Here is a 14,541-nt window from a genome sequence, read left to right on the forward strand (position 1 = left end):
TATTACACCGCTTCTTGTTTTCTTCTTATATATTTAGATAGTAGCATGAAGAGCATCATATAAGCGATTAATATCAGAATATTTTTCCAAGTCGGACTCCCACCCCGGACAAGTTCCCACGCTCCGCTCCCGAAATGATAAGACGGAAGCCACTGGCCAATGCTCTGCATCATGTCAGGCATGACCTCAAACGGCATCCACATCCCTCCGCCTAAAGCCAGCAGCATATAAAGCACATTACTGATTCCGGCCGCTGTTTCTACTTTTCTCATGAGGCCGATTAGTGTGCCTAATGCTAAAAAAGGCAATGCGCCAAACAAAATCCACAGTCCGCTCATCATCCATTCAAACGGTGACAAGGCAATATCATTGATGATTGCGCCGAACAGAAATATGACGGTAATTGATAAAACGTGAATGACACTTTGGCCGATCATCTGAGCTGATAAATAGATATGATCCGGAAGAGGCGTAAGGCGGATAAAGGCGGCCCAGCCTTGTGACCGTTCTTGTACCATTCGGATGCCAAGCGTCATGATAGAGGAACCCATCACGCTGAAGACTGTCATCGACATCAGGTAATGGGCTTCCCATGCACGTTGATCAGGGACGTTGGTATTCACTACATTTGTAAAGAAATAATAAAAGGCAATCGGCATGATCAGAGACCAAAGCACAAAGTACTTGTTCCTAAGCACCCTTTTCATTTCAGCGATGCTTTGCTTTTGCAGCACGTTCACTCACATCGCCTCCCTGTTGCCGTCAGCCAGCTGGCGAAATGCCTCATCGAGCGTTGCTTGCTCAATTCGAATATCCCGTGCATGTATGTTTTCTTGAAAGATCAGCGCCAACACTTTGTCTGTATTTGATGTCTGGATGATGGTTCTCTCATGCTCGTGGATCACTCTCTCGACTTCCGGGTGACAAGACAGCCTTTCCAATGATTCACTTGAATGAAGCGTAAAGGAAACAGACTGTTTTTGAATTCTTGAGCGGATTTGCATTGGTGAGCCGTCTGCAACAAGCTGTCCTTCAGTAAAAAATAGGATTCGCTGTGCGGCATCATCTGCTTCCTGTAAATAATGAGTTGAAAAAATAATCGTTTTTCCTTGGTCCGACAGTCCGTGAATGGTCTGCCAGAATCGGTGTCTTGATGAAGTGTCCATGCCGACTGTCGGTTCATCAAGTATAAGCAGCTCCGGGTTCCCGGCAAGAGCCAAAGCAAAGCTCAAACGGCGTTTTTGTCCGCCGGATAATTTTTCTGCTCTTGTTTTCAAATCTTCTTTGGTGAGTGCTGTTAACGAAACGAGTTCTTTCATGGACAATGGATTCGGATAATAGCTCCGGAAGAGTTCAAGGATTTCATCCACCTTAAGGCCCGGCATGACACTTACTTCCTGAAGCATTACACCTATTTTTTCACGAACCTGTTGATCATCGGGAACCCGGTTAAATAGTTTGATTTCTCCCTCACTCGGTTTCAGCAATCCTAATATCATCGAGACGACGGTCGTCTTCCCTGCCCCATTTGGCCCGAGAATGGCTGCAATTTCTCCTTTTTCAATACTGAAGCTGATGTGGTTTACAGCGGTTTTTCGCTGGAAATGTTTTGTCACGTTGCTTACTGTTACTGCTTCTTTCATCACATGAGCACCTCCTGATCGTTTACATTGATTGTAAAATGACGGAGAAGACGATGTTAGTATGGGGTGTCATGATGATGGAGTGACAAATGTCATTTTTTTCTCACCCCGGTGTCTAGGCAATCCTCCTCCTGCATCTTCCAATTCATCCATCTTTTCTATCTCCCATGTCCTCTTTCTTTTAAACTGCTGTGACATTCATAGAAAGATACACTCTTCAAACCATCCGAGTGTTATGATAGATCTATTGAACTTTATATTACTTTCCGGCTGCTTCGCCGATCGCTGACCTGAAGGAGAAAATCCTTACATCACTGCAGCATCAAAAGGAAGCTCATCATAAGAGTGATGACGAATGTTTTATATTAGTTGATGTAAAATAAAATGATCCATGAGACATAACAATGATTTGTTACATCTCATGGATTTTTTTGTTTCAGCGTTTCTTTGGAATATGTCCTGACTCCGCATATTGAAACACCTGCAAGGAAGGCAGCGGGTGTCCATGAAAATCAAATAAAGCTTGATTATCTACAGCACTTCCCCCATACCACTTCCCGGCGTCTTCAGGGTCGTATTCAGCAGCATAGCTGGACGCCCACCCTGACCCGTATGTTTCCCATAACACTTTGTTTTTCTCTATCTGTGTCTTCGGTCCGACTGGAATCCACGCCGGCTCCCAGTAGAAAACACCAAGTCCTGCTTTGCCCGTATTCGCCACTGCCTCCATTACATCTCTTACTGCAGTTGCCTGGCCTTGAACAGAAATTGGATATGGCAGCGTCTGCCCGCTTTTTGGTGCTGTATTTCCATGCCCATCTCCATCCTCAGCGGTATAGGTGTACGATGTCTCCGCCACCATGACTTTTTTACCGTACGTATTGGCAACAGCCTTCAGCACGGAGGTCAAATTTTGTAATGTGCCATGCCAGAAAGGATAATAGGAGCTCGCAAACACATCATAATCCACTTTGTTTTTGCTGAGTGTTTCCGCAATAAATGAATACCTTCCAGCCGTTTCAGGATTGGTAAAATGCAGGGCGACCAAAATATTTGAATTTGTCTCCCTGACCGCTCGGCTTCCTTCATTAAATAATTGGCACATCTTCGTCCAATCAGTCTCACCGGCAAATCCTCCTGTTGTTTCATTTCCGACCTGGACCATGCCGATGTCAACGCCTTCCTTGATCATCTTTTGCAGGCTTTGTTTCGTATACTCATAGAGCTTTGCTTTTTTTGCTTCAAAGCTGAGATTCACCCAGGCTTTGGGCACCTTTTGTTTCGCTGGATCGGCCCAGAAATCAGAGTAGTGAAAGTCGGCCAGCACCTTCATTCCGTTCGCTGTCGCTCTTTTTCCGATTTCGATGGCTTTTTGAACATCATTGTTTCCCCCGCCATACCCATTGCCATTTGAATCATACGGGTGATTCCAGATGCGGACGCGAACATAGTTGACGCCAGCCTGTTTTAAGGTTGTAAAGATGTCCTGGCGTTTTCCGCTTGTATTATAAAAGATGACACCGCTGTTTTCCAAAGCAATAACGCTGGATACATCTGCCCCTTTGATAAAATCCTTGTTCATCCCCTCTACTTTTTTAACAAAAAGATCCTCTGCCCGAAGCTCTGACACGTGCTTCTCCTTCTCAATGGCAGCGGCATATCCTGTTGAACTACATGCAATCCACACGATGGCAGCCGCAAAGAACATTTTCACTTTGCTTTTCATGATTTCATCCCCCAAAGACTTAGTAAGCGGTTTCATTCTATAGAAAAAAGAATCCGCCCATATCGAGCGGAGCATCAGCCTAATGTGTGTTTACGATAATTCTCACTTCATACTTTTCCATCGTCAGGTCGCCTGACAATATGTCTCCTGTCATCATGTCCTTCACACTCTGGTCAAACGTGACCAGCTGTTTTTCTTCCGTGAAATTCATGACAAAAATATAATCATTGTCCTGATCCTGCCTCGCTTGTACGGAGACGCCTTTTCCGTGCCGAACCGGAAAAACTGGAGAAAGAGACAGGTCTGTGATCAGACCCTCATAGAAATCACGCTGAAATTGATCCTCCATACGCGCGCCGATAAAATACGCCTTGCCCTGCTGGTACTCATGGCTTGTGACCGCTGGCGTGCGCGCATAAAAATCTTCTTGATACACCGCTTCCACTGAAGCTGTCTTTACATCAATCACGGTTGCATAATCCTTCATTTCATATATTTGGCTGCGGTAGCTGACAGCGTTTCGATCCTTCGGATACAGGGTGTCCGTTTCAAGAGGCTCAACTCCAAATATAGCTTGAAGGTCCGGATGCCATCCGCCTGTGTATGTTAAGTCATGCTCATTCACAATCCCGCTGATATACGTCATGACTAAGATGCCGCCGTCAGCTGTAAACGCTTTCAAACGGGAAATGGTGTCCTCGCTGATTAAATACAGCATCGGGACGATCAGCAGTTTATATGGTGAAAAGTCTTGTTCTTTCGTAATGACGTCGACAGGGATATCGTGTTCCCAGAATGTGCGGTAATGCTGCTGAAGCGTTTGCGGATAACGTTTTGTCGCCTTCGCAAACCCCTGAGCATCCTCGAGCGCCCAATGATTTTCCCAGTCATATAAAATTGCGGTTTGAGCCGGCCTCTTCGTTCCGACAACTTCGGACAGCCGTTCCAATGTCTCGCCTACCTTGGCCACTTCTTGAAAGACGCGGTTCTTCGGGCTATTGTCATGATCCACAACCGCTCCGTGTAATTTTTCTGATGACCCCCGTGATTTGCGGTATTGGAAATAGAGAACGCTGTCCGAACCGTGGGCAATCATTTGCATGGACGACAGCAGATTCATGCCCGGGCGCTTTGCCTTGTTGACGTTATGCCAATTGACCGCGCTTGGCGTACACTCCATTAATAAGAAAGACTGCTGCTTCAAGCTTCGGTACAGATCGTTGATAAAACCGACCTTCATCGCCAAATCAGCTGTGCTTTCCCAGTCATTGTGCCAGACAGGATAAGCGTCCCAGCTGATGACATCGACATGCTTTGCAAATTTGCTGTAGTCGAGGCCCTGGTACGGGATCAAATCCGCTGTGTCAGCCATAAAATTCGTTGTGATAGGGATATCAGGCGTCAGTTCTTTCAGCGGAATGATTTCATTTTTATAAAACGAAATCGTTTGATCGGTGACGAAGCGGCGCCAATCTAAATTCAGGCCATGCAAGCCATTTTCACCGATCGGCGAAGGGCTTTCAATTTGTGACCAGTCATTGAACGTATGGCTCCAAAAAGGAGTCCACCACGCATGGTTCAATGCCTTGAGGCTGTTGTCATATTTCGATTTCAGCCACTCCCGGAAAGCATGCTGGCATAAATCACAGTGGCAATCTCCCCCGTATTCGTTTGAAATGTGCCACATTAACAGCGCCGGGTGATGCCCGTATCGTTCTGCTAATAAGCGGTTGATGTGCCGTGTTTTTTCTCGGTAGACTTTAGATGTGAGGCAGTGGTTGTGCCTTCCGCCGTGCAGCTGTTTGACGCGGGAGGCATTGACGCGCAAAACTTCCGGATAGGTTTGCGACAGCCAGGCCGGACGGGCTCCGCTCGGCGTTGCTAATATGACCCGGCCGCCTATACTGTGAATCCGCTCAAAAATATCATCCAGCCATTCAAATTGATATACGCCCTCCTCCGGCTCAAGTGCGCTCCATGCAAAAATACCGACAGAAAACGTATTCGTATGAGAAAGCTTCATCAGTTTGATATCGTCAGCTAAAATATCGGGCCGATCCAGCCACTGATCGGGGTTGTAGTCTCCCCCATGGAGCATAAATTTCGCTTTTGTTACGTGCGTTTTTTCAAGCTTTGACATCACATTCTCCTCCTTTTTCTCTTAGCCCTTCGTTCCGCCTGCGGTTAGTCCGGACACAAAATTCTTTTGCAGCATGATAAAGATGATGGCCACCGGTATGCTGATAAGCAGGGCTCCGGCCGCAAATGTCGTATAGCTGGCCCCCATGACATCATTCACTAAATTGAATAGACCGACGGGCAATGTATATGATTCAGGCGTTCTCAATATGGTTGAGGACAGCACAAAATCTCCGAGCGGACCGGTAAAGCCGTTCATGGCCACGACTGCCGCCATCGGTTTTGATAATGGCAGAATGATCTGGAAGAAAATTCTGGTGCTGCTGGCTCCGTCAATCTTGGCGCTTTCGTCTAAATCCATCGGAATGGAATCCATGTACCCTTTCATCAAATACGTATTCATCGGGATCAGGCCGCCGATATAAAGCAAGATTAGCAGCCAATGGCTATTGATCATTCCCAAGATTTGCGCCAGCACAAACAAGGCAATTAAAGCTGAAAACTGAGGAATCATCTGCAGCAATAAAAAGAGCGTTAAAGCGTATTTCCTGCCTTTGAAGCGAAAGCGCGAAAACGCATAGGCTGTAAATGTCACACAGAGCAAAGACCCTGCCATTGTAAACAGGCTGATCTTCATTGAGTTGACATACCACTGCACATATTGAAGGCTTTCTTTGCCCGCAAATAATTCCTTGTAATGGTCGAATGTCGGATGCTTCGGAATGATGGATGTACTGATTAAGCTGTTGCCAGGGTTAAAGCTTGCGCCTGCCGTCCAAAGGAGAGGATACACAATGATGACCGCCATAAAGGCTAGCAACAAGTAAGAGAAAAGGAGACGGATATATTTTCTGACTTTCATATCTGCCAGCATACCTTATGCCCCCTCTTTAAAAGACTTTGTCTGTCTGAATTGCCACAATGCGATGGAGATAACAAATACAGATAATAAAATGGTTAAAGCCGCAGCAAGAGAATATTGGCTGGACTGCATTGTCAATTTATAAATCCATGAAACGAGGATATCTGTCCCGCCGGCTGTTGATCCGGTTACAGCCGGACCTCCGCCATTGAATAGATAGATAATATTAAAGTTATTAAAGTTAAACGTAAACTGGGTAATGATAATCGGAGCCATTGCAATGAACACCATCGGAAGCGTGATGTATCTCAGCTTTGAAAAGACAGAAGCGCCATCAATCGTAGCTGCTTCATACAGATCGTCCGGGATGGATTGCAATACGCCTGTTGAGACGAGAAAGATGTACGGAAATCCGAGCCAGCCCTGCATGAGAATCAACGCAAGCCTCGACCAATTGGCATCTGTCATCCACGGAAGCGGATCTATCCCGAAGAAAGCCAAGATGTCGTGATTCATCGCACCGAAGCTATCATTAAACAGTCCCGCAAAAATTAAAATCGTCACAAAACCGGGAACGGCCCATGGCAAAATCAGAATCGTCCGAAAAAAACGTTTAAACCGAAGGTCTTTCTGGTTAACAATGATCGCGAGAAAAATCCCCAAGCTGACTTGCAGTGTGGATGCAGCAAGTGTCCAAACCACCGTCCAAGCCAGTACATCAAAAAAAGTCGACCTCCAAATATCAACTGTGAAAATATTTGCGAACGTTTGAAAACCGACCCAATCAATTAATTTTGCAGGAGGAGAATGATACAAATCATAGTTTGTAAACGCTAATGCAAAGCTGAATAAGATAGGAAAGATCACGGCGAAAATTAAAATAAACAAAGAGGGGCCGCTGACGACATAAGGATAGCCCTCAGAAATGATATGTTGGTATTGTTCCTTTAAGGAACTTAATGGCTTATTTTCATCACGCTGTTTTCCGCTTTGGAACGCATCGCGAAGATTCACATAATACACCGCAAGGCCAAAGCAGGTCACGATGACAGCGATAATTCCTTCCGCCAGCAGAAAAACGGAATTATCCCGCGGCACTTCTGTTCCCAGTGTAAAGATTCCCCAAAACCCCATATTGAGCAGATCTCCAAAGACCGCAAAAAACGATGCGCCTAAGAAAAGAAAGACAATACCTTTTATCCATTGCTTGTTATAAAATTGCCCGAGCCCCGGGATGATAGAAAGCAACAAAGCGACTTGACGATGCTGCACCGTTTTCACCTCTCTTACAATACAAATCTAGCTTCCTCTTTATTTTCCGCTGTGCTTTGCCTTAATTTGTCCTTTGGCGGTTTCAGCAGCTTGATCCAATGCTTGTTTCGGATCCGCCTTCCCTGTTGCAACCGTCTGTAATGCTGAATCAGCCGGCGTCCATATTTCATTCATTTCCGGAATATTTGGTGTTGGCTCTGAGAAACGGGATTGTTCAGTAACAGCCCGTGCCGCCTCGCTTTTCATAATAGCCGGGTCATTGGCTAGGGATTTCACAGCAGGAACTTCTTTCGTTTCTTCATATCGTGTTTTAGAATTTTTTTCATTTGCCAGGAAAACGGCTAATTCTTGCGCCAGTTCTTCATTCTTTGTAAATGCACTAACGTTGTAGCTTTTGACGCCGATAAAGGAGCTCATGTTTTTCCCATTTTCCAGCTTCGGCAGTTTCGTAATGCCATAATTGATTCCTGCTTTCGAAAAAGCTTCTACATTCCATGGACCAGAAATAATTGCGGCGGCTTTTCCTTCTGTGAACAGCGATTCCAATACGTTAATCCCTTGTTCTCCAATAATGCCAGCTGGGAACAGGCCATCTTTGTAAAACTTCTGAATCAGCGCCGCACCTTTGACAGCTCCTTCATTATTGATTCCAATGTCTGACGGATTATAGCTCCCATCTTTGGCCTTTCCAAAAATGTATCCGCCATATCCGCTCATCACACTTTCTGCATAATAAATTTGATCGAATAGGGCTAAAAAGCCAAATTTGCTGCCGTCAGCAGTCTTTTTGGAATAGTCGTACCACTCTTCCAGCGTTTTGGGCAATTCCTTTTCTGTGATGAGATCTTTGTTGTAAAAAAGCACAGTCGTTTCGACCGCTTTTGGCAGTCCATAAAGCTTTTGATCTACCATTTGAGACTGAATGGAAGCGTCAGTATAAAGTGATTGAACGTCTTTTTTGACATGTAATTCCTTGAGTAATCCTTCCGTGACAGCGGTTCCGATTTGGTCCCCTGGCATTGTTAACACGTCAGGGCCTGTGCCGGCCGGTCCATCCATTCGCAAATCTTCAATCTGCTTGGCATACGGTTTTTCAACGACTTTGACCTTCACATCATGCTCTTTTTCAAATGCAGCCACAGCGTCTTTAATGCCGTTGCTCTTTTCTTTATCCTCCCATACAACAAGCTCTGACCCTTTTGAACTCGATTTGGCGCTGCTGCTTTCCTTTGGGCCGCAAGCCGCCAAGGATAAACTGACAGCTGCGCAGAGCATGAATACGGAACACTTTTTTGCCATTTTCATTGATTGTCACCCTTTCGGTAGGAATGAAAGCGCTTTAAAGATAATATAGCACGCCTGAGAAAATGTGTAAACAAACTATTTACCTTATAGAGTAAATTTTTTTACTTAAATAAAAAATGACTTAGTGTCCTAAGTCATTCTTAATTCATACTCTTCCTGACGATTAATTCCGCGCCCACATATAATGTTTTTACCGTTCTTCTCTTGTCCTGCACTTGTTCAAGCAGTAATTGAACAGCATTTTTACATAATTCATGTATATCAATATGAAACGTCGTCAGAGGAGGCGAGACATACTTCGCGAAGCTGATGTTGTTGATACTTACAATGCTTACCCTGTTTGGTATGGCAATTCCTTTTTCGTTCAGGGCTTGCAGACAGCCCACTGCAATCGGGTCCGCTGCAATCATAAAAGCAGTCGGAAGCTGATCGCCTAATGTGTCGATCGCTGCTGACATCAGGCGGTAGCCGTTTTCTACAGAGAATCCGCGATGACAGAAAATATAGCGCTCGTCCAGCATGGCTTTTTCCCTCATATAGGATCTGAAGGTTTGTTCACGGATGTCCATTTCATCCTGATTGGTATTCGGATTTTTGTAAGTGCCGCCGATAAAACCGATGCTCTTATGCCCCTTCTCAGTCAGGATGTTTACCGTCTTCCTTGTCATTTGTGCCAAATCGGGCCTTACCGAGTCAAAATGATCGGGATCAGGAGTTGAATCGATGAACACGCCGTTTTCAGTGAGATTTCTGAGGAAAGCCAGCTCTTCATCTGAAAATGTGCCGACGGCAATAAACCCTTCCGTATGTTCAGGAATGCTCTCGATTCCATCCGCTATTTTATAAGTGGTCATATCGACATTGAATGCTTTCGCCAGTTTCTCTACTTCTAATCTCATCGTTTTAAAATAGACATCTTCTAATTCTTCTTTATCTGTCAGCCAATATAAAAACGCAATATGTTTCACCAGCGGCCTTACTGTTTTTTTGCGGTAATTGAGCTTTTCCGCCGCTTCATAGATTTTCTCCCGTGTTTCATCAGGAACAGAAAGGCTTTCATCGTTATTTAAAACGCGGGAAACGGTCGAGATTGAAAATCCCGCTTCCTGCGCGATATCTTTAATTGTCGCCATTGCATCTGCCTCCATTATTCAGCTCGCATTGTTTTAGTAAAATATTTTACTTTCTTTTTCGCAAATGTCAAGTGCACAAAGCCCTCTGGCTGCCTCATGTAAAAAGACTGAACCATTTGCGGCTCAGTCTCAGTTGTTCGTGCCATTCGGAACCGGCGGAATTGCCCGGGAAATGAGTTGGTTATTGCACATTTTCCTCGAAATATCCCGAAAGCACATCTTCCACATTCGTCAAATGCGCCAGCATGGCGGCTTCCGCCTGTGCACCGTTCCCGGCAGCCACAGCATTGTAAATCCGTTCGTGCTCCTCATACAGCCGCTGAACGGAGGTCTTCTTGGAAAACAGCCAGATTTTCCTCGTTTCCCTCATTGTTTCCAGCAGCAATGATGACACGTGATTCATCAAGTGTTTAAGAAGTTCATTTTGAGAAGCGTCCGCAAGCGCAAGATGAAATGCAAAGTCTGCTTTCTCTCCCAGCTCCCCGTCCGCTTCAATGCTGCCCATTTCCTTTAGTGCATCCTGAATTCTTTCGAGATCTGCTTCTGTCCTTTTTTCAGCCGCTAGTGAAGCCACGCCGATTTCAAGCAGTTTTCTGACCTCAAGCAGCTGCTTGACGTCCTCTTTTTTCATCAGAAGGGCGGCTGAGAGCGGCTGAGAAATTTGATTGAGCTCAAATTCCTTCAGGTACGTGCCTTCTCCCTGTTTCATTTCGACAAGTCCCATCGCTTTTAGCGCAGAAAGTGCTTCGCGAACCGCTGAACGGCTGACTTGAAAGCTCTCAGCAAGCGCCTGAACAGAGTCCAGTTTATCCCCCGGCTTCAATTCGCCGTTTTTGATCATATCTAATAGGGCATCCGCTACTTCTTCATATATTTTTTTTGTTTTAATCTGTTTGTATTTCAATGCAATTCACCCCGTAACTTGTAGGTCTGGCTGTTTACGATCTATTATACTCTGTTTTGTGGGGCGCCAAAAGATTTTGACTATTTTGTCAAAAAGTCTTGTACTTTGATTTTTTTCAAAATATAATGCTAGGTAACTGGTCTTATTACCCAGTCATCAGATGATCATATCATCTATAGAAACCGCTTACATATAGCGCCAGTTTATGTTTCAAGGAGGGGTTTGGGATGCAATGGACACAGGCATATACGCCTATAGGGGGAAATTTGCTATTATCAGCGCTTGCCGCACTTGTACCGATTATTTTCTTTTTTTGGGCACTCGCGATTAAACGGATGAAGGGGTATACAGCAGGCTTGGCCACATTGGGGATCGCCCTTATCATTGCTGTATTGGTTTATCGGATGCCGGCGGAAAAAGCGCTGATGTCCGCGACACAAGGAGCCGTATACGGATTGTTGCCGATCGGCTGGATCATTGTGACGTCTGTTTTTTTGTATAAAATCACTGTGAAAACGGGACAGTTTGATATCATTCGCAGCTCTGTTCTCTCAATTACTGATGACCGACGGCTTCAAGCTCTCTTGATCGCTTTTTCATTCGGGGCTTTTTTAGAAGGGGCAGCAGGCTTCGGAGCGCCGGTCGCCATTTCTGCCGCGCTGCTGGTCGGTCTCGGCTTTAATCCTCTTTATGCTGCGGGGATCTGTTTGATCGCCAATACGGCGCCGGTTGCCTTTGGGGCGATTGGGATTCCAATTACAGCCGTAGAAGGGCCGACAGGGATTCCGGCGATGGAGATTTCGCAAATGGTCGGGCGGCAGCTGCCGTTTTTATCCGTATTTATTCCTCTTTATTTAATCATCATCATGAGCGGTTTCAGGAGAGCCTTGGAGGTCTGGCCGGCGATTCTCGTATCCGGTGTTTCCTTTGCCGTTGTTCAATATCTCAGTTCCAATTTTTTAGGACCTGAGCTGCCCGATGTTTTGTCAGCTCTTGTTTCAATGGCTGCACTTGCTGTGTTTTTGAAATGGTGGAAGCCGAAAACAACATTCCGGTTTGCCGGTGAACAAGAGTCGGCCGCCTCAATTGAAACGGCGCGCACAAATCCGGCGGCGCCTGCGTACAGCAGCGGACAGATTTTTAAGGCTTGGTCGCCATTTCTGCTGCTGACGGCGATGATTTCCGTATGGGGCATTCCATCTGTCAAATCTGCACTGACCGGGCATTATGAAGGCTCTGCGGTGTTCTTGAAGTGGCTCAATGCAGTTGGAGAAAAACTGACTTTTGCCCCCGGTGTGCCTTTTTTGAACAATCAGATTGTCAATGCTGACGGTACGCCGATTGAAGCGGTTTACAAGCTGGAGGTGCTTGGTTCAGCCGGCACCGCGATATTGATTGCCGCAGTGCTGTCAAAGTTCATCACGGCGATTTCATGGAAAGACTGGGGAACCGTTTTTAAAGAAACAGTCCAAGAATTGAAGCTTCCGATTTTGACCATTGCTTCTGTCGTTGGTTTTGCCTATGTCACCAACTCCTCGGGAATGAGCACGACACTCGGGATGACACTCGCGCTGACAGGTTCGATGTTTACCTTCTTTTCGCCCGTCCTCGGCTGGCTCGGCGTCTTCATTACCGGCTCGGATACTTCCGCCAACCTGCTGTTCGGCAACCTGCAGAAAGTCACCGCGTTATCGGTCGGTATGGACCCTGTTCTGTCTGTCGCCGCCAACTCTTCAGGCGGTGTCACAGGAAAAATGATTTCGCCGCAGTCGATAGCGGTGGCGTGCGCCGCGGTAGGACTCGCCGGAAAGGAATCAGATCTTTTCCGCTTTACCATTAAACACAGTCTGTTTTTGCTGCTGCTCGTTTGTATCATCACCTTTTTGCAGCATCACGTATTCAGCTGGATGATTCCTTAAAAAAATCCTCCCGTCTAGGGAGGATTTTATTTATATCGCTTTCTCGCTGCCGATGAAGGAATATTCATTTGATCGCGATATTTTGCCACGGTGCGTCTCGAGATTTGGATGCCGTGTTGTTCATACAGCAAATCGACAAGCTTTTGATCTGAAAGCGGTTTTGTTTTGTCCTCTTGATTGATCAGGTCTTCAAGATGCATTTTGACTGCATAATTCGACGCATCTCCCTCTCCTGAAGCCTCGGCTTTTGCTGAGAAAAAGAGTTTCATCTCAAACAGCCCGTAAGGCGTTTGTATTGTTTTCCCTTTAATGGCCCGGCTCACAGTTGATTCATGAAGGCTTAGACAGTCCGCCACCTCTCTGAGAGTCAGCGGCTTCATTGCGCTTCGCCCTTTCAGAAAGAAATCCTTTTGGCGTGTGATCAGTTCATTGATAATTCTCGTGATTGTCTGTTTTCGCTGCCGCAGCGCGCGGCTCAGCCAGCGCCACTCCTGATATTTCGCAGATAAATAGGAGACAGTATCCTGACAGGAGCCGGATGATAAAAGCGTTCTGTACTGCGGATGCAGATCGATCTCGGGAAACGAGCGGGTATTCAGTTCCGCTGCAATGTGCCCGTTTTTTACGGTGATAAAAATGTCAGGCTCAATATACACATCTTGCTCTGGCCGGGCAAACAGAAGGCCAGGTCTAGGATGAAGAGCCGCGATATCATCTGAGATATCTTGAATGGTATGGAGCGGAATTCCCGTCTCTACTGAAAGCGCTTTCCATTTTTTTTGCGCAAAAGCATCAAAATGAGCTGAAATCAGCATTTCCGCTTGTTCATTTCTGTTCGGCAGCCGCTGTAATTGAAGAAGGATGCATTCCTGCAAAGATCTCGCACCGATTCCAGCCGGTTCTAATGACTGGAGTTTTGCCAAAACAGCCTCCGCTTCCTTAGCCGATACAGATAGGCGCCGTGCTGCCTCCTCCACATCTTCTTCCAAGTACCCGTTTGAATCAAGCGAATGAATCAGATAATTAAAAATCTTTTTTTCAGTGTTGGTCAGATTCATATCGAGTGACTGCTGTTTTAACGCATCCTGCAATGTTTTTTGCGGATTACTTAATTGAAGGCCCGCTTCCTGTGCATTCATCCTGTTTTTGTTTGTTTTATGGTAAGATAGTGGCGGTGTGTCTGTTTCCTTTCGTTCAATAAGAGGGTTTTCCAGTGAGAGCTCATCAATGTACTCGGCGAGTTCTGCCGAATGATAGCCAAGCAGCGTGATGGCCTGCCTGAGCTCCTGTGTCAGTTGAGGCTTTAATACTTGTACTTGCTGAAGTTTCATATCCATCTTGCTCACTCCCCTTTCTTCATTGTACATGATTGAGATCACACCGTATACATTTATGAAAAAGGAGCTGCCAAAGAAATGTCTGAACTTTTTTCCGTCCCTTATTTTATTGAGAATTTAAAACAGCATATTGAAATGAATCAGTCTGAGGATAAAATCCACGCGATGAACAGCTACTACCGTTCCGTCGTCTCAACACTAGTGCAGGACCAGCTGACGAAAAACGCAGTTGTCCTGAAACGGATTCAGCATTTAGATGAAGCATACAACAAAGTCAAACGTGGAGAATCAAAATAAACCT

Annotated in this window: 12 protein-coding genes and 1 pseudogene; 3 read left to right on the forward strand and 10 right to left on the reverse strand. The window is 45.7% G+C overall.

Features of this window, described 5'->3' with window-relative positions; genetic code table 11:
* Positions 1 to 2 precede the first annotated feature (2 nt).
* Both bslm_RS16705 and bslm_RS16710 read right to left on the reverse strand, forming a co-directional pair.
* Positions 3 to 740, reverse strand: a complete 738-nt coding sequence (locus tag bslm_RS16705; protein ID WP_003228297.1) for an ABC transporter permease — start codon at positions 738 to 740, stop codon at positions 3 to 5.
* Positions 741 to 1,646, reverse strand: a complete 906-nt coding sequence (locus bslm_RS16710) for an ABC transporter ATP-binding protein (protein ID WP_072692770.1) — start codon at positions 1,644 to 1,646, stop codon at positions 741 to 743.
* A 272-nt stretch (positions 1,647 to 1,918) separates the two neighbouring features.
* Here bslm_RS16710 and bslm_RS21720 point away from each other — a divergent pair.
* Positions 1,919 to 2,026, forward strand: a pseudogene (locus bslm_RS21720) (hypothetical protein); the annotation flags it as partial.
* A 53-nt stretch (positions 2,027 to 2,079) separates the two neighbouring features.
* Here the strand turns inward: bslm_RS21720 and ganB are convergent.
* The 7 genes from ganB to lutR form a co-directional block, all read right to left on the reverse strand.
* The gene (ganB, locus tag bslm_RS16715; RefSeq protein ID WP_038429659.1) at positions 2,080 to 3,369 is read right to left on the reverse strand and encodes an arabinogalactan endo-beta-1,4-galactanase; all 1,290 of its coding nucleotides are present in this window, start codon (positions 3,367 to 3,369) and stop codon (positions 2,080 to 2,082) included.
* Positions 3,370 to 3,448: 79 nt separating this feature from the next.
* Positions 3,449 to 5,512, reverse strand: coding sequence for a beta-galactosidase GanA (gene ganA, locus bslm_RS16720; RefSeq protein WP_082098083.1), 2,064 nt, complete (start codon positions 5,510 to 5,512; stop codon positions 3,449 to 3,451).
* A gap of 18 nt (positions 5,513 to 5,530) precedes the next feature.
* On the reverse strand, positions 5,531 to 6,382 hold the full coding sequence (gene ganQ / locus bslm_RS16725) for a galactooligosaccharide ABC transporter permease GanQ (RefSeq protein ID WP_015714737.1): 852 nt from the start codon (positions 6,380 to 6,382) through the stop codon (positions 5,531 to 5,533).
* 3 nt (positions 6,383 to 6,385) lie between these two features.
* Positions 6,386 to 7,642 (reverse strand): galactooligosaccharide ABC transporter permease GanP, encoded by a 1,257-nt coding sequence (ganP, locus tag bslm_RS16730; protein ID WP_015714738.1) that lies wholly within the window; start codon positions 7,640 to 7,642, stop codon positions 6,386 to 6,388.
* A gap of 39 nt (positions 7,643 to 7,681) precedes the next feature.
* Positions 7,682 to 8,947 (reverse strand): arabinogalactan oligomer ABC transporter substrate-binding protein GanS, encoded by a 1,266-nt coding sequence (ganS, locus tag bslm_RS16735; protein WP_038427925.1) that lies wholly within the window; start codon positions 8,945 to 8,947, stop codon positions 7,682 to 7,684.
* A 140-nt stretch (positions 8,948 to 9,087) separates the two neighbouring features.
* Positions 9,088 to 10,080 (reverse strand): galactan degradation operon transcriptional regulator GanR, encoded by a 993-nt coding sequence (gene ganR / locus bslm_RS16740; RefSeq protein WP_003244199.1) that lies wholly within the window; start codon positions 10,078 to 10,080, stop codon positions 9,088 to 9,090.
* Between the two features lie 181 nt (positions 10,081 to 10,261).
* Positions 10,262 to 10,984, reverse strand: coding sequence for an L-lactate utilization/bacilysin biosynthesis transcriptional regulator LutR (gene lutR / locus bslm_RS16745; protein ID WP_003228277.1), 723 nt, complete (start codon positions 10,982 to 10,984; stop codon positions 10,262 to 10,264).
* A 227-nt stretch (positions 10,985 to 11,211) separates the two neighbouring features.
* On the opposite strand from lutR, the gene lutP reads away from it, so the two are divergent.
* On the forward strand, positions 11,212 to 12,903 hold the full coding sequence (gene lutP / locus bslm_RS16750) for an L-lactate permease LutP (protein ID WP_046381348.1): 1,692 nt from the start codon (positions 11,212 to 11,214) through the stop codon (positions 12,901 to 12,903).
* 26 nt (positions 12,904 to 12,929) lie between these two features.
* On the opposite strand, the gene rpoN is transcribed toward lutP, so the two are convergent.
* Positions 12,930 to 14,240 (reverse strand): RNA polymerase factor sigma-54, encoded by a 1,311-nt coding sequence (gene rpoN, locus bslm_RS16755; RefSeq protein ID WP_038429667.1) that lies wholly within the window; start codon positions 14,238 to 14,240, stop codon positions 12,930 to 12,932.
* A 78-nt stretch (positions 14,241 to 14,318) separates the two neighbouring features.
* Here rpoN and yvfG point away from each other — a divergent pair, with 78 nt between their 5' ends.
* Positions 14,319 to 14,537: a protein YvfG gene (yvfG, locus tag bslm_RS16760; RefSeq protein ID WP_003219905.1), complete on the forward strand. Its 219-nt coding sequence runs from the start codon at positions 14,319 to 14,321 to the stop codon at positions 14,535 to 14,537.
* Positions 14,538 to 14,541: the final 4 nt, after the last annotated feature.

The sequence above is a fragment of the Bacillus sp. LM 4-2 genome (assembly GCF_000978495.1).
In the GTDB taxonomy this organism is placed as follows: Bacteria; Bacillota; Bacilli; order Bacillales; family Bacillaceae; genus Bacillus; species Bacillus subtilis.